Here is a 23227-nt window from a genome sequence, read left to right as displayed (position 1 = left end):
TATCCGCCGGAGACGTCCCCCCTGGGTGCTGATGTACCACTCGGTCTCGGGCTGCACCGAAGACCCGTACCGGATCACGGTCTCCCCGTACCGCCTCGACCGGCAGCTGCGCTGGCTGCGCGACCGCGGCCTGACCGGAGTCGGCGTCGGCGAACTGATGCGGGCGCGGGCCGCCGGGCGCGGAGCGGGGCTGGTCGGGCTGACGTTCGACGACGGCTACGCCGACTTCGTGGACAGCGCCCTTCCGCTGCTGCACCGGCACGGCTGCACGGCCACCGTCTTCGTACTCCCCGGACGGCTCGGCGGCGACAACGCCTGGGACGAACTCGGCCCGCGCAAGCCGCTGTTGAGCGCCGAAGGCATCCGCGCCGCCGCGGCGGCCGGCATGGAGATCGGCTCGCACGGCCTCATGCACACGGATCTCACGACCGCCGACGACGCCACCCTCGAACGGGAGACCCGGCACAGCCGCGCGCTCCTCGCCGACATCACCGGAACCGGCCCGGAGGGCTTCTGCTACCCGTACGGGACCGTCGACGCCCGCGCGATCGAGGCCGTGCGCACCGCCGGTTACGGCTACGCGTGCGCCATCGACCCGGGCGCGCTCACGTGCATGCACGCGCTGCCCAGGGTGCACATCGACGCGTCCGACTCCTCCGTGCGGCTGTTCCTGAAGAGGGCGCTGAACCCGCTGCGCCGCAAGCCGCTGCCCGAGGACGAGGCGGCGCCGGTCTCGGCGCCGGTGACGCCCGAGGAGGCCGCGGACTCCCGTACGGCCCCGGACGCGGACAAGGACTCGGCCGGGAACGGAGCCCGGAACGGAAGCGTGGAAGCAAGCGGGGACGAGGGCGCCGTCGGGAGCAGCCAGGCGGGCGGCAGTCGATGAAAGTCGCACACATCATCACGGGGCTCGGCGTGGGCGGCGCCGAGCAGCAACTGCGGCTGATGCTCCGCCATCTCCCCGCCCGCTGCGACGTGTTCACCCTCACCGCGCCCGGCTCCGTCGCCGAGGGCATCCTCTCCGACGGCCACCGCGTCACCCATCTCGGCATGTCCGGCAACCTCGACGCGACGGTCATGCCGCTGCTGGTGCATCTGCTGCGCGGGGGCCGCTACGACCTCGTCCACACCCACCTCTACCGGGCCTGCCTCTACGGCCGTCTCGCGGCACGGCTCGCGGGAGTACGCGCCGTGGTCGCCACCGAGCACTCCCTCGGCGACGACACGATCGAGGGCAGGCCGCTGAGTCCCGGGGTCCGCGCGCTGTATCTGGCCTCCGAGCGGCTGGGCAGCGCCACGGTCGCCGTCTCCGAAACCGTCGCGCAGCGCCTGCGGCGATGGGGCGTGCCCGCGGCGCGGGTGCACACCGTGCCCAACGGCATCGAGGCGGACCGCTTCCGCTTCGATCCGGCGGCCCGCGCGGCGACGCGGGAGCGACTCGGCATTCCCGAGGGAACCTTCGTCGTGGGCGGGGTCGGCAGGCTGGTGCCGGGCAAGCACTTCGAGACGCTGGTACGGGCCGTCGCCGTACTGCCCGACGCACAGCTGCTGCTGGCGGGCGACGGCCCGGAGCGGGAGACGCTCCACGGCATCGCCTCGGCCCTCGGCGCGCTCGACCGCATCCATCTGCTCGGCGAGTGCGACGGTACGGTCGCCTCCGCCGGGGGCGGCACCTGGCAGATCCCCGATCTGCTGGCCGCGACGGACGTCTTCGTCTCGCCCTCGTCCGACGAGGCGTTCGGGCTCGCTGTGCTCGAAGCACTCGCGTCCGGTCTGCCGGCGCTGCACGTCACATGCCCGGCCATCGACGACCTGCCGCCCGAGGAGGCGCCCGGCGCGCGCCGCATCGGCACGGGCGTGCCCGAACTCACCGCGCTCCTCTGCGAGTACCAGAAGGCCGGTCCCGTACGGCTGCCCGTACCGCCCGTCGTGGACCGCTACGACATCGTCCGCAGCGCGGAGCGGCTGATGGCCGTCTACCGCGCCGCGACGGGTGCACCGCAACTGCCCGCACCGGCGCCGACAGCGGCGACTCCCGTACCGGCGCCGACATCCCTACCCCTGACATCGAGGTGAGTCCTGCCATGTCCAAAGCCGCACAGGGATCGGCCAAGTCCCCCACCGCGGGCGGCTCGGCGCGCACGAAGCAGTCCCGGCGCGAGGCCCGCTCAGCGAACTCCGGCGCCGGCGACGGCGGCGGCTCCTCCGCGGCCCCCGAGGTGACGAAGAGCGCCGAACAGGCCACGACGACGAGGACGGAGGCGGTGAAGACCGGCACCGGTCCCAGAGATGACTCCGGCAAGACCGACACGACCGGCACGACGAGCACGACCGGCACGACCGGCGACGCGACGGGCGCGAAGACGGCGTCCACGTCGGACGACGCGACCGGCCCGGCCGAGAGCGGAACCGCCGGCCCGCCCCAAGGCGCCAACGCACCGAAGAACACGGGCACTTCGCAGGGCGCCGGCCCGCCGCAGGGCACCGACGCACCGCGGGGCGGCACAGGTACGCCGAAGAGCGGCACCGGCACCAAGACCTCCGCCCTCACCAGGACCACGCCGCTGCGCGCCAACGCCCTCGCCGCCGGCGCGCGCCCCCGCGCCCCCCGCCCGGAGCCCGCGCCCGCCACCACGAGGGGCTCGGCCCGGCGGAGGCTCAGGGCATGGCTGCGCCGCGTGCCGTCGTGGTGGCCGGTGCCGCTGTGCCTGGTCCTGGGAGCCGGAGCCGGAGCCGCGTACTCCGAGGCGACGCCGGCGCAGTACGCCGCCATCAGCTACGTCGTCGTCTCGCCCTCCGGCGGGTCGGAGGCGGCGGGGGCGCTGGGCTACGCACAGGCCTACGGCAAGATCGCGACGGACCCGGTGATCCTCGCCGACGCTGAGAGGCGGGCCCATCTGCGCCCCGGCACCATCCGCGACGGAATCCAGGCGAGCACCTCGCCCGACGCACCGATGGTGCAGATCACCGCGACCTCGTCCAACGCGTCGCAGGCGGCGAAGAACGCCGACGCCGTCGCGAAGGCCCTCACGCACACGGCCAAGACGTCGGTGAAACGGACGGGCGCACGGCTGACCGTCCTCTCCGACGCCATGGCGCCCGCGACCCCCGTCTCGCCGTCGGCGACGGTCGCGGTCTCCGTGGGCGCGTGCGCGGGCGGGCTGATCGGCGGCCTGGTGCTGCTCGCGCTCCCGCAGTCGCGCCGCCGCACGGCCTCGGCCGGAGCGGCGCCCGCCACGCACGGCGCACCCACCACGGCCGCGGCCACCGCGCCGACCGCAACCGCCGCCGACCACGTGCGGACCGCGTCCGCGAACACCGACTCACGGACGGAGCAGGAACGATGACCACCGCCACCGTCTGCCGCGACCCGTCGCACTTCGGTTCGCTGTCCCGCGAGTGGGACGAGCTGCGCCGCCGCAGCCCGGGGGCGACCACGTTCCAGTCGCACGCGTGGCTGCACTCCTGGTGGCAGTCGTACGGAAGGGCGGGCCGGCTCCGCGTCGTACTCGTACGCAGCGGCGGCCGGCTCGTCGCCGCGGCACCGATGATGCTCACTCACCGGCCGCTGCCCGCGCTGGTCGCGCTCGGCGGCGGCATCACCGACTTCTGCGACGTGCTGCTGGACGGCGACTGCCCCGGCGCGGCCGGACACCTCGCAAGGGCCCTGCACCGGGCGTCGCGCGGCGCGCTCATCGACATCCGCGAGGTGCGCCCCGGTGCCGCGGCCGAGCAGGTCTACGGCGCCTGGCCCGGCATCCGCCGGAGGCTGACGGACTCCGTGTGCCTCGAACTGCCCGGCGTCCCCATGGAGGAGCTGCTGGGACGTCTGCCCTCGGCCAGCGCCAAGCGCACCCGGCAGAAGCTCCGCAAGATCGACAAGATGGGGATCAAGGAGCACGACGTGCTGCCGTCCGAGGCGGCCGACGCCGTGCGTACGCTGCTCCGCCTGCACGAGATGCAGTGGGAGGGCCGCGGTGTGACGCCCGAGCACCTGCGTCCCCGCTTCCGCGCGCATCTTGAACGTACGGTCGAGCAGCTGGCGGAGAGCGGCGACGCGACGCTCACCGAATACCGCATCGACGACGAGCCCATCGCCTCGGACATCACCTTCACCAGCCGGGACATGGTCTGCGGCTACCTCTACGGCGCGCACCCGCGGCTGCGCTCGCAGCGCGTGGACATCACCACGATGCTGCTGCGGAACGCCGCCACGCACGCGGACGTCGAGGGGTGCGGCACGCTCAACCTGCTGCGCGGAGCGGAGCCGCACAAGGCCCGCTGGCAGGCCGATCCGGTAGCCAACCAGCGGCTGCTGATGGCCCGTCGGGAGATGGCGCCCGCGCTGGGCCTGCACTCCGCGCAGATCGCGGGACGGGAGCTCGCCGCCGAGGCCGTACGCCGGAGCCGGGCCGCGGATCTGCTGCGGCGCATCCGTCCGGGCGGCCGCGGTCCGACGGGGGCGGAAAGAGAGCGCACGGAGCGAGACCGGACCTAGGCGTCCATCTCCTCCGCCCCAGCGCGCGGGCGCCCGCTCCGGGCGCCCGCGCCTTTCTCATGAGCCATCACCGACCGCGTACGAGCGGCCGGTTCCCCATCCCCCCTGCTAGTCCTCGGACTTGCGCCAGTTCTTCCACCAGTCGGTCAGCCCCTTGCCGAACCGCACGCAGTAGTCGCCGACGACGTAGCAGTCCTCGTGCCGCGGCACGCGCGCGCCCGGCTCCGTCGGCACGGGGATCGCGGTGCCGGAGGGCGAGGGCGCGGACGGACCGGGCGAGGGCTTCCTCGTCGCTCCCGGCGCTCCCGGCGCTCCCGGCGCTCCCGGCGCGCTCGGCCCCGGCGACGGCGCCGGCATGCCGCCGGATCGCGCGAAGAGCGCCGAGCGGAACGTCTCGGCGGAGTCGGGGTTGTCGGGGCACTGCCACACGCCGTGCGGGCAGTAGTCCGTGAGCGTCTGGTACAGCGGCTTGTGCAGGTCGAACCAGTCGAGCATCCGCCGGACGTACTCGGGGTTGTCGCCGTTGCGGAAGAGCCCCCACTCCGGATACGAGATCGCCTTGCCGTGCTCCCTGGCGAAGTCGACCTGGTCCTGGAGGCCGAGCGGCTCGTCGACCTGTCTGTCGAAGGGCTGGCCCGCGGGCTGGTCGTAGGTGTCCATCCCGATGATGTCGACGGCGTCGTCGCCCGGGTAGCACTCCGTCCACGGGACGGCGTCCCGGCCGCGGGCGGGCGCGTAGTCGAAGCGGAACCGCTGCCCCGGCACGGAGCGCATCGTGTCGACGATGCGGCGCCAGTACGTCTTCCACGCCTTCGGGTCCGGGCCGCAACGGTGCGAGTACGTCAGGCCGTTCATCTCCCAGCCGAGGACGATCACCGTGTCCGGCGACTTCTGGCCGACGAGGCGTTCGGCGAGGGTGCGGTAGTGGGCGTCGAAGCGTCCGGCGGCTCCGTCGCGCAGCAGCGCGCGCACCTCGTGGTCGGGGAGGCCGTCCTCGTTGCGCTCCAGCATCGGCACGTTGAGGACGAACAGCCGGTCCTGCTGAGCGCTCCGCCACCGCGTCCAGGGTTCGAGGAAGTCCGGCTTGCCCTCGATGTTGGACCACAGGTCGCCCGGCAGATACGTGTGACCGACCTTCAGTTCCGTACCGCCGAGCCAGCTTTGGAACCGGTCGATCCGGCTCACGCCGTCCGCTCCGGAGCGGAGGAACGCGCCGAGCGGAGCCAGCGGCGCGGCGGCGGAGAGCGTCGAGGCGTCCGCCTCCGGCCGTCCGGCACCGGGGCCGGGTGTGGGGGTGCTGTCGCTCGAAGCAACGCGCCGGATGAACGATTCCGTCCGGAAATCCGGCAGATCGACCGGCAGGACGCTGCAGGAGGCCAGGAGACCGGCGGCCACGACGACGCCGCAGACCCCTTTGTATCCACGGCGGTTGGGGCTCCGCATCGTTCCTCCTGATCTGCCGTCGGCCTTCGCGGCCGCGAAACACGCATTTCAGACCTCACCGTCCAGGACGGCGCGGTGCGGTCTGATAGCCCAATGGGGATATTTTCTCCCTGTTCGTCCCGTTCATGACGCAAGGACATACCCATGCCGCCGTTCGACACGGAAGTCCCCGTCCTCCTGCTCCGGCTCGACCCGAATCCGTTCCACCACGGAACGCTCGGCGCGATCCGGTCCCTCGGGCGTACGGGGATCGAGGTGCACGTCGCCGTGGCGGCAGCAGGACCGGTGGACCGCTCCCGGTTCGTACACCGCACGCATTCGCTTCCGGCGGGCGCCACTTCGGACGCGGAGTTCGAAGAGGCGCTGTGCCGGGTGTCGGACGTCATCGGCAGACCGGCCGTTCTCATCGCGCTCGACGACCGCGGAGCCATCGCGGTCGCGGCGCTCTCCGAGCGGCTCCGGGGGCGCTATCTGCTCCCGGACGCGGATCCCGGCATGCCGGGGCGCGTCGCCGACAAGGCCGAACTCGCCGCTCTGTGCGGGGAGGCCGGCGTCGCACACCCCCGTACCGTCTCACCGGACAGCGCCGCGGACGCGGCCCGCGAGGCGGCGCTCCTCGGCCTGCCCGTCGTGGCGAAGTGGAGCCGGCCGTGGCTTCTCCCGAAGGGCATGCGCAGCACCACGCTCCTGCGAACCCCGGCCGACGCCTGCGAACTGTACGAGCGCAGCGCGCAGGCCGGGAGCCCGCTCCTGCTCCAGCAGCGGCTGACGGGCGGCCGCGGCACCGACTGGTTCTTCCACGGCTACGCGGACGGGGACGGGAACTTCCTCGTGGGCGGCGCGGGACGCAAGGAGCGCTCCTGGCCACCGCGTACGGGTCTTACGGCCGTCGGCACCTGGCTCACCAACCACGAGGTCACGGACGCCGCGGCCCGCCTCGCCACGCACGTCGGCTACCGCGGCATCCTCGACCTCGACTTCCGGCTCGACCCGGCCACCGGCACCTACCACCTGCTCGACTTCAACCCCCGCCCCGGCGCGCAGTTCCGGCTCTTCACCGACGAGCGCGGACTGGACGTCGTACGGGCACAGCACCTGCATCTGACGGGGCGCGCGGTGCCCGCGCAGTGCGGCGGGCCGGGGCGGGTCTTCGTCGCGGAGAACTACGCCCTGCTCTCGGCGATCGTGGCCGGGCCGTCGAGCGCGCTGGCAGTGCGGGAGCGCTCCGAGCGGCGGCGGGAGCGGCGGGCCGAGCACGGTGGGCGGCCGCGCGAGCGGGGCTTCCGCGCGGTCGAGCGTGCCTGGTTCGCGGCCGACGACCTGCGGCCCTTCTTCGCCATGGCCGGCGCCTGGTTCGTCCGGGGCGCGTTCAAGATCTGGCGGCGCGTCAGGTCCCTCAGTTCGGCCGGGTCCTTCCGGTCCGTCAGGGCAGCGCAGCCGGCCGCGGCGCCGGTGCTGCCGTCCGCACCGCATTTCCGCACCACTCGTGATGAGCGATCAGTGAAAGATCAGAGAGAAGGAAACGCATGTACGACCTCGTAGTGGTGGGCGCAGGCCCCTACGGCCTCTCCATCGCCTCGCACGCCGCGGCCGCCGGACTCAACCTGCGCGTGCTGGGCCGCCCGATGGCCTCCTGGCGGGACAACATGCCCAAGGGCATGTTCCTCAAGTCCGAGCCGTGGTCCTCCAACCTCTCCGACCCGGCCGGCACGCACACGCTGGCCGCGTACTGCGCCGCGCGCGGCATCACCGTCGAGCACGGACGGCCGCTGCCGATCGGCACGTTCACCGAGTACGGGCAGTGGTTCGGCAGCCGGGCCGCGCCCGCGGCGGACGAGCAGACGGTGACGTCCGTCGTCCCGTGCGCACGCGGATTCCGCGTCGAGACGGCCGAGGGCGAGGTGCTGGTGACGCGCACCGTCGTCCTCGCCGTCGGCGTGATGCCGTTCGTGCACAAGCCCGGACCGCTGCGGAAGCTCCCCGCCGGGGTCATCTCGCACAGCAGCCACCACCGGGAGCTGAGCCGCTTCAGGAACAAGGACGTGACGGTGGTCGGCGCCGGACAGGCCGCGCTGGAGTCGGCGGCGCTGCTCGCCGAGGAGGGCGCGCACGTACGGGTCGTCGCTCGCGCCGACCGCATCAACTGGAACTCGCCGCCGCAGCCCCTCCAGCGCTCCCTGCTCAAGGCGCTGCGCGACCCGCACTGCGGGCTGGGCACGGGCTGGCCGAGCTGGGTCTACTCCGAGATGCCGTGGGCGGTGCGGAAGTTGCCCGCGGGACTGCGGCAGCACATCGCGCGTACGGCGCTGGGGCCGGCCGGCGCCTGGTGGCTGCGCGACCGGTTCGAGTTCGCCGTGCCGGTGCTGCTCAGCAGCCGGCTCAGCGCGGCGGAGCTGGTGGGCGACCAGGTGCGGCTGCGCCTGGAGTCCACCGACGGCGTCGTGCGCACGGTCGAGACGGACCATGTCGTGGCCGCGACGGGCTTCGCGCCGCGGCTCGCACGGCTGTCGATGCTGGACGAATCGGTGCGCGGCATCCTGCACCGCGTCGGCACGAGCGACGCTCCCGAACTGAACGCCAGGTTCGAGTCGTCACACCCGGGGCTCTTCTTCGCCGGGCTGCTCGCGACGCCGTCGTTCGGGCCCTCGATGCGCTTCGTGTACGGGGCGACCTTCGCCGCGAACCGTGTCGTGCAGGGTGTGCAGCGGCGGCTGGCCGAGCCGCGGCTCGCGACGGTGCCGCACGCCGCGCGCTCCCGTACCGTCGAACAGCACCGTCTGGACGGGCAGTTGGCGGGGCACGGCCCCGGGCAGGGCGGCGGCCGGGCGACCGGGCAGGGTCACGGGCGTGGAACCGGGCAGGGGCCGGGCCGGGGGCGTGCGCCCGTGCGGCGCTGACCCCGCATCACGAGCGCGACTCAACAATCGCGACTCACAAACCAGCGACTCACAAACCGACGACTCACAACCCGGCGACCCACAACCCGCACCTACGAACCGCGCAGCGCGCCGGCGGCCACCCGCAGATCGGAGACGAGGCCCTCACGTACGGCCTCCCGGTCCCGGTCGTCGGCGCGCAGCACCGCGGAGGGGTGGATCGTCGCCACCACTCGCTCGCTGCGTCCGTGCACGTCCTGCTCGATCAGGGCGCCGCGCTGCTTCGTCACGCGGAACGACGATCCGAACAACGCCTTGCCCGCCGTCGCACCGAGCACGACGATCACCTCCGGTGCGACCAGGGCGAGTTCGGCCGCGAGCCACGGGCCGCAGGCCGTCATCTCGCGCAGGTTCGGCGCCTTGTGGATGCGCCTCTTGCCGCGCCCGCCGGAGGCGTACTCCCACTTGAAGTGCTTGACCGCGTTGGTCACGTACGACTGCGCCGGATCGATCCCGGCCTCCTCAAGCGCCCGGTCGAGGACTCTGCCGGCCGGTCCGACGAAGGGCTCGCCGCGCCTGTCCTCCTGGTCGCCGGGCTGCTCGCCGAGGAGCAGCACTCGGGCTCCGGAGTCGCCCTCGCCGAACACGGTCTGCGTCGCGTCCCGGTGCAGGGGGCAGCCGCGGCACCGCGCGGCCGCCCTGCGCAGATCGTCGAGGCCCGCCTTGCCGCGCCTCCCCTCGGCGGGCAGGAACGGCTCGGCGGTGTAGTCGTCCTCGGGGCCGGTGCGCTCGGGGCGCTTGCGGGGTGGTGGGGGCATGCGGCCGCGGGTACCCGTCGGCGAACACCCCAGACGGGGCCGATGGGCCGACGGGGCACCGCAGGCCTCCACCGCGCGACGGGCCTCAGATGCGCATCGGCTGGGGCGACTCGCGCCGCTCCGGGTCCGGACCGTCGTACTCGCGAATGATCTCGTAGCGGGTGTTGCGCTCGACCGGCCTGAACCCGGCGTCGCGGATCAGGTCGAGCAGATCCTCGCGGGTGAGCTTGTCGGGGGTGCCGTAGTTGTCCGCGTCGTGAGTGATCTTGTATTCGACGACGGAGCCGTCCATGTCGTCCGCTCCGTGCTGGAGCGCGAGCTGAGCGGTCTGGACGCCGTGCATGACCCAGAAGACCTTCACGTGCGGCACGTTGTCGAACAGCAGGCGCGAGACCGCGAACGTCTTCAGCGCCTCCGCTCCCGAGGCCATCGTGGTGCGCGCCTGGAGCGTGTTGCGGACCTTGCCGTCCTGCATGTCGACGAAGTCGTGCTGGTAGCGCAGCGGGATGAAGACCTGGAACCCGCCGGTCTCGTCCTGGAGTTCACGCAGCCGCAGCACGTGGTCGACCCGGTGCCGGCGCTCCTCGATGTGCCCGTACAGCATCGTGCAGGGCGTCTTGAGGCCCTTCTGGTGGGCGAGGCGGTGGATGCGCGACCAGTCCTCCCAGTGAGTGGCGTGGTCGACGATGTGCTGCCGGACCTCCCAGTCGAAGATCTCGGCGCCGCCGCCGGTCAGCGACTCCAGACCGGACTCGATGAGGATGTCGAGGATCTCGCTCGCGTCCATCCCGGAGATCGTCTCGAAGTGATGGATCTCGGTGGCGGTGAACGCCTTGAGCGAGACGGTCTCGGGCAGCGCCTCCTTGAGGGCGCTGAGCGAACGCGGGTAGTAGCGCCAAGGGAGCGTCGGATGGAGGCCGTTGACGATGTGCAGCTCGGTGAGGTTCTCGCCCTCCATCGCCTTGGCGAGCTTCACGGCCTCCTCGATGCGCATCGTGTAGGCGTCCTTCTCCCCCGGCTTGCGCTGGAAGGAGCAGTACGCGCACGAGGCGGTGCACACGTTCGTCATGTTGAGATGGCGGTTGACGTTGAAGTGAACGACGTCGCCGTTCTTGCGAGTTCGCACCTCGTGGGCGAGGCCGCCGAGCCAGGCCAGATCGTCGCAGTCGTAGAGGGCGATGCCGTCCTCGCGCGTCAGCCGTACACCTGCGCGGACCTTCTCCTCCAGCTCGCGCTTGAGCCCAGAGTCCATGCCTCGCCCTCCTAAGATTTCTGCTTCGAGCGCCTTTCGGAGCCTACTCCCCGCATCCGGGACCCTCGGGACCGGTCGCGGGCGGACCTGCGGGACGGCTACCCGTCAGGCCTCGTGCGGCAGTTCGCCGACCCGGTTCTCCCACTTGGTGGAGAGCACGACCGTCGTACGCGTACGGGAGACGCCCTTGGTGCCGGAGAGCCGGCGGATGAGGGTCTCCAGCGCGTCCACGTCCGAGGCGCGGGCCTTGAGCATGAACGAGTCGTCGCCTGCGATGAACCAGCAGTCCTCGACCTCGCTCAGCTCGCTCAGCCGCCCCGCCACGTCCTCGTGGTCGGTGGCGTCGGTGAGCTGGATGCCGATGAGGGCGGTGACGCCCAGGCCCAGCGAGGGCGCGTCGACCGTCGCGCGGTAGCCGGTGATCACTCCGGCGGTCTCGAGGCGGTTGATGCGGTCGGTGACGCTCGGCCCGGAGAGGCCGACGAGCCGGCCCAGCTCGGCGTAGGAGGCCCTGCCGTTCTCACGCAGCGCCTGAATGAGCTGCCTGTCCACCGCGTCCATGGCTCCTGGTGCCTCCGTTGCCGATCTTGGGGTCTCCCCGCCGTAGGCAGGGGAAGGGTCCCTGCCCGGAGGCAGGGCTGAGTCTCCCGCCGAGACAGGGGAACCGTGGGCTCCGCGAATCTCCGGTAACGAATCTAAGGCATGGGGGCGGCTCGCCCTCAGACACCTCTCCTCAAGGGCGCCCGGTCACCGACGGGTCGGCCGCGCGAGGCCACGCGTAGGCTCGGTGGCGTGAGCGCTACGACCGGAACCAGCACGCCGCGCAGGCCCTGGATCGTCGGCGTCTCCGGCGCCTCGGGCACGCCGTACGCTGCCGCGGTGCTGCGTGCGCTGCTGCACGCCGGGGAGGCTGTCGACCTCGTCGTGAGCCGTGCCGCGCGGCTGACGATCCTCGACGAGACCGGGCACCCGTTCCGCGACGCGCACGCGCAGGAGGATCTGCACCGCTGGCTCTCCTCCGGAGCCGACGGCACTCCCGACGCCTTCGACCCGGACGTCTCGGCCGTGCGGCACTGGCCCGCCGGGGACCTCGCCGCGGGGCCGTCCTCCGGCTCGTATCCGGCGCGGGGGATGATCGTCGTCCCGGCGAGCACCGCGTGCGTGGCCGGGGTCGCGCTCGGCCTCTCCAAGGACCTGCTGCAACGGGCCGCGTCGGTGACGCTCAAGGAGCGGCGGCCGCTCGTCGTCGCCGTACGGGAGACACCGCTGCACGGGCAGACGCTCAGGCATCTCGTCACGCTCGACGACGCCGGCGCGGTGGTGCTCCCCGCGTCGCCCGCCTTCTACGCGGGCGGCAGCAGTGTGCAGCATCTCGTCGACTTCGTGGCGGGCCGTGCGCTGGACGCGGCGGGCGTGCCGCACAAGCTCTACCGGCGCTGGGAGGGCGAGTTGGGGGGCATGACCGCCGGGCCGTAGGTAAGCGGGGCGCGCGGGACGGGAGTTCCGGGTTCGCGGGAGATTCGCGAAAGGGTGTTCCGGCTCGCGGTTCTTGTGCCGCTTCGGCCGGTCCCGCGCCTTCGACTGGCGTCGTAGGCCCGTTGTGCGATTGGGTCGGCCCATGCGTTTCTTCCGTCGGCCGTCTGACTTCTGGCAGCCCGTGCCCCCGAGGGCGGTGCGGATCGCCGTCTCCGCCGTGACGTGTGCCGCGGTGCTCGCCGCCGCCGTGTCCGCGTGCAGTTCGACGGAGCGCCTCACGACCGGAATGAAGGTGCGCAACGCGGTAGTGAAGCTCGGCGACCAGCCCGCCGCCACCGTCATCGCGTCCGTGGACGGATCGCCGCGCCAGGCCCGCGAGTTCCTCAAGCAGGCCGAGCGGGACGGGAAGAAGCACGAGGCCTCGAAGCAGGCCGCGGAGAGGCTCGCGCGCGCCGAGCTGACCTTGTCGGCCGGGACGGGCGACGAGGAGGAGGAGACACCGCTGAAGGAGATGCCGGAGTCCGACGCCGCGAACGTCGCGGCCGCGCTGAACTTCGGCGGCAAGGACGTCGCGGCTGTCAAGTCCGTCGACGACAAGCTGTATCTGCGCGTCAGCCTGAAGGCCCTGGTCGAGCACACCTTGGGCAAGGGGGACGCGCACGAGAAGGCGTCGGAAATCGTCGGCCTCGCGGACGAACTCCCGGACACGCTGGGAGCGGCCACGGACGCGCTCGACGGCGAGTGGGTGCAGGCCGACCCGGACGCCTTCGACGACTTCGCGCGGGCGGCCGAGACGCTCGCGGAACGGCAGCTCGAAGAGGACCGCGAGAAGCGCGAAGAGAAGGAAGCGAAGAAGGACGAGCAGAAGAAGTCCGAGAAGTCGGGGAAGTCGGGGAAGGACGAGAAAGACAAGAAGGGCGAGGGCGGCAAGGACGACAAGGACGACGGAAAGTCCTCGAAGTCCGCAGACCGGAACGTATCGAATACATCGGGCGAAATGGCCCGGCAGGCCCGCGAGATCCGGGACGCGGTCACCATCGGCTCCGCCCTCGACGGCCAGTCGCAGCGCGAGTTCCTCAGCGAGGTGCAGGAGCTGCTGCGCGAGCACGCCGAGTTCGACGCGAAGGGCGAGCACGGCGGCGCGGAGCACGTACGCATGACACTGCCCGGACACGACGCGGCGAAGGACCTGGTCGCCGCGCTGCGGACGCTGGGCGCGGAGATCGACCCCTCGCGCGTGCCCGACGGCGACATCGCGGCCGATCTCTCGATCCGGCGCGGCCAGCTCACCTCGCTCACGCTCGACCTGGGCCAGTTCACCCGGGGCGACGCCCACCTGCCGCTGCGCCTGGAGTTCAGCGGCGGCGACGCCGTCGCCGTGACGGCGCCCGGCGGTACGAAGAAGATCGAGCCGCAGGACCTGATGGCCACGTGGGTCTATGGCGCTCTGGGCACGGAGAAGTTCTGACGCCATCCTGGAGATCCTGGCGTGCGGAACCAGGTGTGCCCTCTGCCGCGTTGTCAAGGTCGGAGGAGGCATCGGTTCCACTCACTGTCTCTCAGGGGGAGACTCGATGGCGTACGGATCAGGCTCTGACATCAACAGCACGAGCAGCGACAGGGCTCCACGGCGCGCGGGCGCCTGGCCCGCCGCCAAGCTGATCCTGCTCTGGACGGCTCTGCTGTGGGTGCTGGAGTTCTTCGACCAGGCGACGAACAACTCGCTGGACACCTTCGGCATCGTGCCCCGCAAGCAGGGCGAGCTCGTCGACGTGATCCCCGCGGCGTTCATGCACTTCGGCTTCGGCCACCTCATCGCGAATACGCTGCCGCTGCTGGTCCTGGGCTTCCTCGCGGCGCTGCGCGGCACCGGGCGCTTCCTGGTCGTCGCGTTCACGATCATCGTCGTCAGCGGGGTCGGTGTGTGGCTCGTCGCACCCGACGGCAGCAATACGGCGGGCGCGTCCGGCCTGATCTTCGGGCTCTTCGGATATCTCCTGGTGCGCGGCTTCGTGGACCGGCGCATCACGGATGTGGCGCTCGGCGGAGTCGTCGCCGTGCTCTACGGCTCGATCCTGTGGGGCGTGCTGCCCACCGCGAGCGGCATCTCGTGGCAGGGCCACCTCTTCGGGCTGATCGGCGGCGTGATGGCGGCCTTCATGACCTCCCCCGCCCGTACGGCGGGAGGCGGCAAGCCCGCCTGGCACTGAGCGCTCAGGCGTCTCAGACGCTCAGCCCGCGCACCGACAGGTCCAGCAGCGCGCACACGAACAGCGCGATGCCGATGAACCCGTTGACCGTGAAGAAGGCGCGGTTGAGCCGGGACAGATCGCCTGGCCTGACGATCGAGTGCTCGTAGACGAATGCGCCCGCGACGATCAGCAGGCCCAGCCAGTAGAAGACGCCCGCGCCGGTGAGCAGCCCGAACCACGCCAGCAGCGCCACCGTGACGACGTGGCTGCCGCGCGACCCGTACAGGGCCGCCGCGATGCCGAACCGCGCCGGCACGGAGCGCACCCCGTGCGCACGGTCCGCCGCGACGTCCTGGCAGCCGAAGATCAGGTCGAACCCGCCGATCCACACGCCGACGGCCAGCCCCAGCACCACCGCCTCCCACGACCAGGCGCCCGTCACCGCGATCCAGGCGCCGATGGGGCCGATCGCCTGGGCGACGCCGAGGATGGCGTGCGGAAAGTCCGTGAAGCGCTTCCCGTACGGATAGACCACCATCGGCACGACGGCGGCCGGCGCGAGCGCGAGACACAGCGGATTGAGCAGGGCGCACGCCCCGAGGAAGACCGCGACCGCGACGAGAGCGCCCGCCCAGGCCGAGCGCACGGAGAGCGCACCGGTGACGAGTTCGCGTCCGGCCGTGCGCGGATTGCGGGCGTCGATCTCGCGGTCGATGATCCGGTTTGCCGCCATGGCGAAGGTGCGCATCCCGACCATCGCGACGGTGACGAGCAGCAACTCCCGCCACCGGACGGCGCCGCCCTCGCGGAACATCGCCGTCAGCGCCGCGATGTAGGCGAACGGCAGCGCGAAGACGGAGTGCTCGATCATCACCAGGCGCAGGAACGCCCGTACGCCGCCGCGCGTGCCCGGCAGATCCCCCTCGGCGGCCTCGCCCGTCGCGGCGCCGCCGCTCACAGGCCGTACTCCTTCCAGCGCTCCGTGACGAGCCGTGCCACGTCGGGGTCGGACTCGATCTCGTGCGGCCATCCGCCGTCGCGGGTGTAGCCCTCCTCGGGCAGCTTCGCGGTCGCGTCGACGCCGGCCTTGCCGCCCCAGAACTGCTGGTACGAGGCGTGGTCGAGGTGGTCGACCGGCCCCTCGACGACCGTCAGGTCGCGGGAGTAGTCGACGTTCCCCAGCGCCCGCCACGCCACCTCGTGCAGATCGCGCACGTCGCACCCGGCGTCCACGACGACGATCAGCTTCTCCAGCGAGAGCATGTGCGCGCCCCAGATCGCATGCATGACCTTCTGCGCGTGCTTGGGGTACTTCTTCTCGATCGAGACGATCATGCAGTTGTGGAAGCCGCCGGACTCGGGCAGGTGGTAGTCCACGATGTCCGGCACGATGATCTTCAGCAGCGGCAGGAAGAAGCGCTCCGTGGCGCGCCCCAGCGGCCCGTCCTCCGTCGGCGGCCGGCCCACGACGATCGACTGGAACACGGGCCGCTTGCGCATCGTCACGCAGTCGATCGTCAGCGCCGGGAACTCCTCCTGCGGCGTGTAGAAGCCCGTGTGGTCGCCGAACGGGCCCTCGGGAAGCGTCTTTCCGGGCTCCAGCCGGCCCTCCAGCACCACCTCCGCGTTCGCGGGCACTTGCAGCGGCACCGTCTTGCAGTCGGTCATCTCCACGCGCTTGCCCTGCGTGAAGCCCGCGAAGAGGTACTCGTCGATGTCGCCGGGAAGCGGCGCCGTCGAGGCGTACGTCACAGCGGGCGGGCAGCCGAAGGCGATGGCGACGGGCAGTTCCTCGCCGCGCCTCGCGGCCACCTGGTAGTGGTTCCGGCTGTCCTTGTGGATCTGCCAGTGCATTCCGATCGTCCGCCGGTCGTGCCGCTGGAGCCGGTAGAGGCCGAGATTGCGGACGCCCGTCTCGGGGTGCTTCGTGTGCGTCAGACCGAGGTTGAAGAAGGAGCCGCCGTCCTCGGGCCAGGTGAACAGCGCGGGCAGCGTCTCCAGGTCGACGTCGTCGCCGTGCAGCACCACTTCCTGTACGGGCGCGTCCTTCACCTTCTTCGGCGGTACGTGCGCCATCGCGCCGAGCTTCCCGAACGCCTCCCGCATCCCGACGAAGCCCTGCGGCAGTTCGGGCTTGAGCAGGCCGCCGATCTTCTCGCTGATCTCGTCGTACGACGTGAGGCCGAGCGCCTTGAGCAGCCGGCGGTCCGTACCGAAGACGTTCATGGCGAGGGGCAGGGAGGAGCCCTTGACGTTCTCGAAGAGCAGCGCGGGGCCGCCGGACTTCTGCACCCGGTCGACGATCTCCCCGATCTCGAGGTACGGATCGACTTCGGCCTTGATCCGTTTCAGGTCCCGGTCGCGCTCCAGCGCCCGCAACAGCGAGCGGAGATCGTCGTATGCCATGCGCCCCAGTATCGGCCATGGGTCCCCGCGCTTCACGGGCCGCCCCCGGGGCCTCCCGGACACCGTTACGCTGGCTTACGTACGTACGGCGGAAGCACCGCGGTACGTACGGCGATACGCACACGAACGAAGCCGAACACGAACCGCGGCACCAGCCGCAACAGCAACCGCACGACTGCACCGAACCGCACTTCCGGCCCGCCGTGCCGAGTCAGCTCGCCTAGGGGGCGTCCCACATGCTCAGGTATCTGCCGTTCCTTCTCGTCCTGGCGGTGTGGATCTACGCCTTCATCGACTGTCTCAACACCCCTGAACAGGAAGTGCGGAAGCTGCCGAAGGTGGTGTGGGTGATCATCATCCTGCTCTTCGGGCAGGTGCTGCTCGGCCCGGTCGCATGGTTCGCCGTCGGACGGCCGCGCAGGAACGCCCCGTACGGCGCGACGCGTCCCGACGAGCGCCGCTGGGTCGCCCCGGACGACAACCCGGATTTCCTCAAGTCCCTCAACGGCAATGCGCAGCCCGGCGGTTCGCGTGCCGACGAGGTGACGGCCGAGGAGCAGAACGGCGCGGGCTCCGGCGACCTCCGCTCCGAGGGCACCGCATCGGGATCGGCCCCGGGCACGGAGAGCGCCGCGGACGCCGAGCCGGAGCCGCGCCCCGGTGCCGAGCCGCAGGAGGCCGAACTGCGCCGCCGCGAGGAGGAGTCGAGGCAGCGCGACGACGGCGCGGGCGGCCCGGACGAGACCCCGCCGAAGGGCTGAGCCACCCCGGCGGGGCGAGAAGGCCCTGGGCGGCAGCCCCGCGAGGGGTCGCTCAGCTCGACGGGCCCGGCGGCGCGGCTCAGCCGACGCCGGCGTACGAGTGCTTGCCGTTGAAGAAGATGTTCACGCCGTAGTAGTTGAACAGGAAGCACGCGAAGGCGATCAGCGCCAGATAGGCGGCCTTGCGGCCCTTCCAGCCCGCGGTCGCGCGCGCGTGCAGATAGCACGCGTAGGCGACCCACGTGATGAACGACCAGACCTCCTTGGGGTCCCAGCCCCAGTAGCGTCCCCATGCGTCGCCCGCCCAGATGGCGCCCGCGACGATGGTGAACGTCCAGAAGGGGAAGACGGCGGCGTTGATGCGGTAGGCGAACTTGTCGAGAGACGAGGACGACGGCAGCCGCTCCATCACGGACGTGGCGAAGCCGCCCGGGGTGCCGCCGCCCAGCAGCTTGGTCTCGTACCGGTCGCGGAAGAGGTAGAGCGCCGTCGAGACGAACCCGAGGTAGAACAGCGCACCGCAGGTGATCGCCAGCGACACATGGATCCACAGCCAGTACGAGTGCAGCGCCGGCACGAGCTGCTGGCTCTCGGTGTAGAGCACCGTCACGGCGAGCCCGAGGTCGAGCAGCACCGTGGTCACGAGCGGCAGCCCGATCCAGCGGACGTTCTTCTTCGCGACGAGGAAGGCGAGATAGGCGCCGACGGCGACCATGGAGAACGCCGTCGAGAACTCGTACATGTTGCCCCAGGGGGCGCGCTGCACGGACAGCGAGCGGGCGAGCACTCCGGCGACGTGCAGCAGGAACGCGAGCGTCGTGAGCGAGACCGCGATCCGGCCGTACAGATCGCCCTGCTCGTCGCCGGCCGCTGCCCCGGGGCCGTCCGGCAGTTCGCCGCGGCGGCCCGCGGACGAGCGCACGACGACCTTCGGGCGCGGACGGTCCAGCACGGACGTCGAGCCGCCGGCCGCGGCGGACTTGGCGGGCGCGGCCCCGGCGGACGCCGCGGGCTCGGGGGCCTCGCCGTCCTCCGCGCGTCCGGGGCTGAGCGCGGCGGCCGTGCGGGCCACCTTGCTGCGGCTGCCGAAGACCCACTCGGCGATGTGCGCGACGAACGCGAGTGCGTAGACGGCCATGGCCGAATAGATCAGGTAGTTGCTGATCTCGGCGAGATTCTCGTTCGTTCCGGCGGCGGCGATGTTCACTTGCGTTCTCCTCGTGGCGAGGTTCCGGCGCTGGCCCCGCTGTCCTCGGTGTCGTCGGTGTCCTGGCTGTCCTGGCCGTCCTGACTGTCCTGGCCCTTGTCGTCGGTCCGGAGCGCGTTCCCGCGCTCACCGGGCCCGTCGTCGTCCTCGGCGCGGTCCCCGTCCCCGTCCTCGTCCCGGTTCTCGTCCTCGACGGGCGGCGCCTCGCTCTGCACGGCGTACGCCAAGTCGCCCAGCTCCTCCGGGAGCCGGGCCGACTCGCTGCGCCCAAGCCCCGCCATCTCCACGACCGTTCGGCCGTCCGGGCCCGCGACCGCGCGCACCCACACGCGGCGCCGCTGGATGAACAGCGATCCCGCGAGACCCCCGATCGCGGCGAGCGCGCCGCCGAGTGCCCAGCCGCTGCCCACCTGGTGGACGACCTGGAACTGGGCCCACTGCCGCACGCCTTCGAACTTCAGCTCACCGCCGCCGTTCGGCAGTCTCATCGTCTCGCCGGGAAGGATCTTCTTCGCCAGCGGGCCGCCACCCGGCTTCTTGAACTGCTTCATGCGCTTGGTGTCGAGCTGGTACACGCTCTGCGCCGCGCCGTAGTCCAGCCCGAGGTCGCCGTGGTAGGCGGTGAGGAAGAGCACGGGGTACTTCAGGGACGGCGACTGCGAGAACATCGTGCGCGCGCCCGAGCCGCCGAAGGTCGGCACGAAGAAGCCCTGGAAGCCGAGTTGGTCCTTGCGGCCCTTCGCGTCCCGGTAGTCGGTGACCTTCACGACTCCGGACGAGGTGAGGTTGCCGTCCTGCGGCAGGAAGGCGACGGGGCCGCGGTAGGCGGTCCGGCCCTCGCCGTCCTTGACGGAGACGACGGGCGCGTAGCCGTTGCCGTTCAGGAAGATCTTCGAGTCGCCGATCTCCAGCGGGTGGTTGACCTTGATCGAGCCCTGCTTCTCGGTGCCGTCCGCGCCCTGCCAGTACGAGACGTCCGCCCGGTAGTCGCGTGCGGTGCCCTTCTGCGGGCCCGACTCCTCGTAAGTGGCGTGGAAGTCCTTCAGGTTGAAGCCGAAGGAGTCGAGGTCGTCCGGCTCGAAGAGGGAGCCCGACTTGAAGTCGTCGTACTGGGTGAGGGTGTTGGAGAACCCGTCGCCCTTGATGATCAGCTTGCCGCCGTCGGACTTCCACAGCTGCCCCGCGGCGAAGGCCAGCAGCAGCACGATCAGCGCGATGTGGAAGAGGAGGTTTCCGGCCTCCCGCAGATAGCCCTTCTCGGAGGCGACGGCGTCGCCGTGGCGGTCCGCACGGAAGCGCCGGCCGCGCAGCAACCTGTGGGCGCCGCCCAGCACTTGGTCCGGGGAGGCGTCGGTGTGCCAGGTCGTGTACGCGGGCATCCGGTCCAGGCGGCGCGGGGCGCGCGGCGGCCTGCCGCGCAGCTGGCCCACGAACTGCCAGGTGCGCGGGACGATGCAGCCGACCAGCGAGACGAAGAGCAGGATGTAGATCGCCGAGAACCACACCGACGTGTAGACGTCGAAGAGCTGAAGCTTCTCGTAGACGGGCGAGAGCACGTCGTGCTTCTTCTGGAACTCCTCGACCTTGACGCTGTCGACGTTGCTCTGCGGGATCACCGACCCCGGGATCGCCGCGAGCGAGAGCAGGAAGAGCAGGATCAGCGCGACCCGCATCGAGGTCAGCTGCCGCCAGAACCAGCGCGCCCAGCCGAGGACGCCGATCGACGGGACGTTGAGCTTCTCCTCGCCGGGCGCGGTGGAGAGCGAGGAGAGCTGGGACTCGGCCTCGCGCGCGAGGTGAGCCTCCTCGCGGGCGCCGCCCGGGGCCGCCTGGGCACCCACCGTCTCCTGGGCCTCCCGGCTCTGGCCGTCGGCGCCCCCGCCGGAGGAGCCGCCGCCGCGGGCCGTGCCCGCCCCGGGGCCGGTCTCGGTGCCGGTCTCGGTGCCGGTGTCCGTCGTACGCATCTCAGATTCCCACGGTGTAGTCGGACGACCAGACTTGAAGGTCGTACACGATCCGGTCCCAGACCCCGGTCACGAGCAGAAGGCCGACCGCGACGAGCATCACGCCGCCGATCCGCATCACCCACGCATAGTGCCGCTTCACCCAGCCGAAGGCACCCAGCGTGCGGCGGAAGGCGATCGCCGCGACGACGAACGGGACGCCGAGGCCCAGGCAGTAGGCGACGGTCAGCAGCGCGCCGCGTCCAGCGCTCGCCTCGCTGAAGGCGAGGGTCTGCACGGCGGCGAGGGTCGGCCCGATGCACGGCGTCCAGCCGATGCCGAAGAGCACGCCGAGCATCGGCGCGCCCGCGAGGCCCACCGACGGCCGCCGCTGGATGCGCAGTTCGCGCGAGGTGATGCGCGACAGCGGGCCGAGCGCCCCCATGAAGGCGAGCCCCAGCACGATCGTCAGGACGCCCAGCACCTTGGAGATGACCGCCCGGTGCTCCTGGAGCGTCGCGCCGAACCCCCCGAACAGGGCGCCACCGGAGACGAACACAGCCGTGAAGCCGAGCACGAACAGCCCTGCGCCCAGGAACATCCGGCCGCGCCGGGCCTGCGCCAGATCCGTACCGCTGACGCCCGTGACGTAGCTGAGGTAGCCGGGCACGAGCGGCAGCACGCACGGGGAGAAGAAGGAGACGAGGCCGCCCAGTACGGCCACGGGCACGGCCAGCAGCAGCGCTCCGCTGAGGACCGTGTGGTTCACCTCCGCCTGGCCCGCCGCGAGAGCGGTGCCGGCGGCGGAGGCCGCGGAAGAGGAGGCGGCGGCGAGCGCGCTCATGGGGGCGTCACTTCTCCGCCGTCAACGGGTCGAGCACGGAGCGCAGTTCCTTCTCGCTGAGCTCCTTCAGCGCCCGCACGGCGATCTTCCCGTCGCGGTCGAGGATGAGCGTGGAGGGGATGGCCTGCGGGGAGAGCGTGCCCTTGGGGAAGCGGAGGACGAGCTTGCCGCTCGGGTCGAAGAAGCTCGGGTAGCCGACGCCGTAGTTGCGCTCGAAGGCCTTGGCGTTGGCGCGGTCGAGGTCGCGCGTGTTGATCCCGACGAACTGCACGCCCTTGTCCTCGGTCTCCTGGGCGACCTTGGCGAGGTTCGGCGCCTCGGCGCGGCACGGGGCGCACCAGGAGCCCCAGACGTTGAGGACGACGATCTTCCCCTTGTAGTCGGAGAGTTCCAGGCGCTTGCCGTCGACACCTTTGCCCGAAATGTCGGGAGCCTTCTGCCGCTCCCCGCTCTTCACCTCGGTGATCTTCCCGGTGCCGCGGACGAACTTCGTGTCCCCCGACGACGATCCGCTCTCGTCGTCGCCGCACCCGGACAGCACCGACGCCCCCAGCGCGAGCAGAGCGATCAGCAGCGCGGGGCGGCGTCGGAAGGCGCGGGTCTCACTCATGTGAAAAGTTTCGCATGGGCTCCGGACCGATCTTCCACGCCCCCCTTGTGCCCGTTGCGTACAGGCCGTCCGCACTTGGCCGTCCGCACTTGTGGGCACCCGGCGGTCCGTACGTACAGGCACCGTGCGGGTACGGCCCGGGCGGAGCCGGGCGCGGCCGGTCTCAGGCTCCGCGTCCTCCCCCGCCCCTGGCGCCCTTGGCGCCCGCACGCAGGTGCGGCGGCACGAGGTCGCGCGCCGGTTCCGTATACCCGACGGAGACGATCTTCTCGCCGTTGAAGGTGAAGGTCGTGAGCGAGGCCAGGGTGCACTGCCGGCGGCGCGGGTCGTGCCACAGCCGACGGCGCTCGACGAAGCTGCGCAGCGTCCAGATCGGCAGCTGGTGCGAGACGCAGACGGCCTCGTGACCGCGAGCGGCGTCGCGCGCGGAGTCGAGGGCCGCCCGCATCCGCTGCACCTGGTGCACGTACGACTCGCCCCACGACGGCCGGAACGGGTTGAAGAGGTGTCGCCAGTTCGCGGGCCTGCGCAGCGCGCCGTCCCCCACCCCGACCGTCTTGCCCTGGAAGACGTTGTCGGCCTCGATCAGGCCCGCGTCGCTGGCGACGTCCAGGCCGTGCGCCTTGGCGATGGGCGCCGCCGTCTCCTGCGCGCGCTCCAGCGGCGAGGCGACGACGTAGGTGATGTCGCGCCCCGCGAGGTGCTCGGCGACCCGGTCGGCCATCCGGCGGCCCAGCTCGGAGAGGTGGTAGCCGGGAAGCCGCCCGTACAGGACGCCGCCCGGGTTCTCGACCTCGCCGTGGCGCATGACGTGCACGACCGTGACGGTGCCGTCGTCGGACTCCGGTCTCGCGGCCTGGGCGGCGGACTCCGCGCGGGGGCCGGACCCCGCTCCGTTCGC

Annotated in this window: 20 protein-coding genes and 1 pseudogene; 10 read left to right on the top strand and 11 right to left on the bottom strand. The window is 71.7% G+C overall.

Going from position 1 to position 23227, the window contains the following annotated elements:
• Positions 1–31: 31 nt before the first annotated feature.
• From QQM67_RS00285 to QQM67_RS00270, 4 genes and pseudogenes are all read left to right on the top strand, one after another.
• Positions 32–709: pseudogene (locus QQM67_RS00285) on the top strand (polysaccharide deacetylase family protein); the annotation flags it as partial.
• A 173-nt stretch (positions 710–882) separates the two neighbouring features.
• Complete coding sequence (locus QQM67_RS00280) at positions 883–2076, top strand: glycosyltransferase (RefSeq protein ID WP_314171368.1); 1194 nt, start codon at positions 883–885, stop codon at positions 2074–2076.
• A gap of 8 nt (positions 2077–2084) precedes the next feature.
• Entirely contained in the window at positions 2085–3347 is a 1263-nt protein-coding gene (locus QQM67_RS00275; protein ID WP_314171367.1) for a YveK family protein, read from the top strand.
• Positions 3344–4498, top strand: coding sequence for a GNAT family N-acetyltransferase (locus QQM67_RS00270; protein WP_314171366.1), 1155 nt, complete (start codon positions 3344–3346; stop codon positions 4496–4498). The genes QQM67_RS00275 and QQM67_RS00270 overlap by 4 nt, the downstream gene beginning before the upstream one ends.
• 108 nt (positions 4499–4606) lie before the next feature.
• On the opposite strand, the gene QQM67_RS00265 is transcribed toward QQM67_RS00270, so the two are convergent.
• Positions 4607–5941, bottom strand: a complete 1335-nt coding sequence (locus QQM67_RS00265) for a glycoside hydrolase family 26 protein (protein ID WP_314171365.1) — start codon at positions 5939–5941, stop codon at positions 4607–4609.
• A gap of 144 nt (positions 5942–6085) precedes the next feature.
• Between QQM67_RS00265 and QQM67_RS00260 the strand changes: the two genes are divergently transcribed.
• Both QQM67_RS00260 and QQM67_RS00255 read left to right on the top strand, forming a co-directional pair.
• A complete protein-coding gene (locus QQM67_RS00260; protein ID WP_314171364.1) occupies positions 6086–7483 on the top strand; it encodes a carboxylate--amine ligase in 1398 nt (465 codons plus the stop codon).
• Positions 7468–8838 carry an NAD(P)-binding domain-containing protein gene (locus tag QQM67_RS00255; protein ID WP_314171363.1) on the top strand — a complete coding sequence of 457 codons (1371 nt, stop codon included), beginning with the start codon at positions 7468–7470 and terminating at the stop codon, positions 8836–8838. Before QQM67_RS00260 ends, QQM67_RS00255 begins: the two co-directional genes overlap by 16 nt.
• Before the next feature lie 92 nt (positions 8839–8930).
• On the opposite strand, the gene QQM67_RS00250 is transcribed toward QQM67_RS00255, so the two are convergent.
• The 3 genes from QQM67_RS00250 to QQM67_RS00240 all read right to left on the bottom strand — a co-directional run bounded on the left by QQM67_RS00250 (position 8931) and on the right by QQM67_RS00240 (position 11448).
• Positions 8931–9635, bottom strand: coding sequence for a UdgX family uracil-DNA binding protein (locus QQM67_RS00250; RefSeq protein WP_314171362.1), 705 nt, complete (start codon positions 9633–9635; stop codon positions 8931–8933).
• An 85-nt stretch (positions 9636–9720) separates the two neighbouring features.
• Positions 9721–10887 carry an aminofutalosine synthase MqnE gene (gene mqnE / locus QQM67_RS00245; RefSeq protein ID WP_314171361.1) on the bottom strand — a complete coding sequence of 389 codons (1167 nt, stop codon included), beginning with the start codon at positions 10885–10887 and terminating at the stop codon, positions 9721–9723.
• A 105-nt stretch (positions 10888–10992) separates the two neighbouring features.
• Positions 10993–11448, bottom strand: coding sequence for an Lrp/AsnC family transcriptional regulator (locus QQM67_RS00240; protein ID WP_314171360.1), 456 nt, complete (start codon positions 11446–11448; stop codon positions 10993–10995).
• Positions 11449–11679: 231 nt separating this feature from the next.
• On the opposite strand from QQM67_RS00240, the gene QQM67_RS00235 reads away from it, so the two are divergent.
• From QQM67_RS00235 to QQM67_RS00225, 3 genes are all read left to right on the top strand, one after another.
• Entirely contained in the window at positions 11680–12363 is a 684-nt protein-coding gene (locus tag QQM67_RS00235) for a UbiX family flavin prenyltransferase (protein WP_314171359.1), read from the top strand.
• Positions 12364–12505: 142 nt separating this feature from the next.
• Complete coding sequence (locus QQM67_RS00230; RefSeq protein WP_314171358.1) at positions 12506–13831, top strand: hypothetical protein; 1326 nt, start codon at positions 12506–12508, stop codon at positions 13829–13831.
• A gap of 106 nt (positions 13832–13937) precedes the next feature.
• Entirely contained in the window at positions 13938–14573 is a 636-nt protein-coding gene (locus tag QQM67_RS00225) for a rhomboid family intramembrane serine protease (protein WP_314171357.1), read from the top strand.
• 13 nt (positions 14574–14586) lie between these two features.
• Here the strand turns inward: QQM67_RS00225 and mqnP are convergent, their stop codons facing one another.
• Positions 14587–15513 (bottom strand): menaquinone biosynthesis prenyltransferase MqnP, encoded by a 927-nt coding sequence (gene mqnP / locus QQM67_RS00220; RefSeq protein ID WP_399064666.1) that lies wholly within the window; start codon positions 15511–15513, stop codon positions 14587–14589.
• Positions 15510–16961 carry a menaquinone biosynthesis decarboxylase gene (locus QQM67_RS00215; protein ID WP_314171356.1) on the bottom strand — a complete coding sequence of 484 codons (1452 nt, stop codon included), beginning with the start codon at positions 16959–16961 and terminating at the stop codon, positions 15510–15512. The genes mqnP and QQM67_RS00215 overlap by 4 nt, the downstream gene beginning before the upstream one ends.
• Positions 16962–17197: 236 nt before the next feature.
• Here QQM67_RS00215 and QQM67_RS30555 point away from each other — a divergent pair, with 236 nt between their 5' ends.
• The gene (locus tag QQM67_RS30555; protein ID WP_399064663.1) at positions 17198–17722 is read left to right on the top strand and encodes a PLDc N-terminal domain-containing protein; all 525 of its coding nucleotides are present in this window, start codon (positions 17198–17200) and stop codon (positions 17720–17722) included.
• 79 nt (positions 17723–17801) lie between these two features.
• Here the strand turns inward: QQM67_RS30555 and ccsB are convergent, their stop codons facing one another.
• The 5 genes from ccsB to QQM67_RS00185 form a co-directional block, all read right to left on the bottom strand.
• Positions 17802–18929, bottom strand: coding sequence for a c-type cytochrome biogenesis protein CcsB (gene ccsB, locus QQM67_RS00205; protein ID WP_314171355.1), 1128 nt, complete (start codon positions 18927–18929; stop codon positions 17802–17804).
• Complete coding sequence (locus QQM67_RS00200; protein WP_314171354.1) at positions 18926–20893, bottom strand: cytochrome c biogenesis protein ResB; 1968 nt, start codon at positions 20891–20893, stop codon at positions 18926–18928. The genes ccsB and QQM67_RS00200 overlap by 4 nt, the downstream gene beginning before the upstream one ends.
• A gap of 1 nt (position 20894) precedes the next feature.
• Entirely contained in the window at positions 20895–21716 is an 822-nt protein-coding gene (locus tag QQM67_RS00195; RefSeq protein ID WP_314171353.1) for a cytochrome c biogenesis CcdA family protein, read from the bottom strand.
• 7 nt (positions 21717–21723) lie between these two features.
• Entirely contained in the window at positions 21724–22326 is a 603-nt protein-coding gene (locus QQM67_RS00190; RefSeq protein WP_314171352.1) for a TlpA family protein disulfide reductase, read from the bottom strand.
• Positions 22327–22489: 163 nt separating this feature from the next.
• A complete protein-coding gene (locus QQM67_RS00185) occupies positions 22490–23134 on the bottom strand; it encodes a histidine phosphatase family protein (RefSeq protein WP_314172181.1) in 645 nt (214 codons plus the stop codon).
• Positions 23135–23227 lie beyond the last annotated feature (93 nt).

Origin of the sequence: Streptomyces winkii (genome assembly GCF_032248595.1) — a bacterium.
GTDB lineage: Bacteria > Actinomycetota > Actinomycetes > Streptomycetales > Streptomycetaceae > Streptomyces > Streptomyces winkii.
Note: the sequence above shows the minus strand (reverse complement) of the source record. Positions and strands in the feature narration are given on the sequence as shown.

Coding starts and splice junctions, on each gene's coding strand:
- QQM67_RS00225 (WP_314171357.1), top strand. CDS start 13,938: ATGGCGTACGGATCAGGCTCTGACATCAACAGCACGAGCAGCGACAGG.
- QQM67_RS00280 (WP_314171368.1), top strand. CDS start 883: ATGAAAGTCGCACACATCATCACGGGGCTCGGCGTGGGCGGCGCCGAG.
- QQM67_RS00275 (WP_314171367.1), top strand. CDS start 2,085: ATGTCCAAAGCCGCACAGGGATCGGCCAAGTCCCCCACCGCGGGCGGC.
- QQM67_RS00250 (WP_314171362.1), bottom strand. CDS start 9,635: ATGCCCCCACCACCCCGCAAGCGCCCCGAGCGCACCGGCCCCGAGGAC.
- QQM67_RS30555 (WP_399064663.1), top strand. CDS start 17,198: ATGCTCAGGTATCTGCCGTTCCTTCTCGTCCTGGCGGTGTGGATCTAC.
- QQM67_RS00255 (WP_314171363.1), top strand. CDS start 7,468: ATGTACGACCTCGTAGTGGTGGGCGCAGGCCCCTACGGCCTCTCCATC.
- QQM67_RS00230 (WP_314171358.1), top strand. CDS start 12,506: ATGCGTTTCTTCCGTCGGCCGTCTGACTTCTGGCAGCCCGTGCCCCCG.
- QQM67_RS00265 (WP_314171365.1), bottom strand. CDS start 5,941: ATGCGGAGCCCCAACCGCCGTGGATACAAAGGGGTCTGCGGCGTCGTC.
- QQM67_RS00260 (WP_314171364.1), top strand. CDS start 6,086: ATGCCGCCGTTCGACACGGAAGTCCCCGTCCTCCTGCTCCGGCTCGAC.
- QQM67_RS00240 (WP_314171360.1), bottom strand. CDS start 11,448: ATGGACGCGGTGGACAGGCAGCTCATTCAGGCGCTGCGTGAGAACGGC.
- QQM67_RS00215 (WP_314171356.1), bottom strand. CDS start 16,961: ATGGCATACGACGATCTCCGCTCGCTGTTGCGGGCGCTGGAGCGCGAC.
- QQM67_RS00270 (WP_314171366.1), top strand. CDS start 3,344: ATGACCACCGCCACCGTCTGCCGCGACCCGTCGCACTTCGGTTCGCTG.
- mqnE (WP_314171361.1), bottom strand. CDS start 10,887: ATGGACTCTGGGCTCAAGCGCGAGCTGGAGGAGAAGGTCCGCGCAGGT.
- QQM67_RS00195 (WP_314171353.1), bottom strand. CDS start 21,716: ATGAGCGCGCTCGCCGCCGCCTCCTCTTCCGCGGCCTCCGCCGCCGGC.
- QQM67_RS00200 (WP_314171354.1), bottom strand. CDS start 20,893: ATGCGTACGACGGACACCGGCACCGAGACCGGCACCGAGACCGGCCCC.
- QQM67_RS00185 (WP_314172181.1), bottom strand. CDS start 23,134: ATGCGCCACGGCGAGGTCGAGAACCCGGGCGGCGTCCTGTACGGGCGG.
- QQM67_RS00190 (WP_314171352.1), bottom strand. CDS start 22,326: ATGAGTGAGACCCGCGCCTTCCGACGCCGCCCCGCGCTGCTGATCGCT.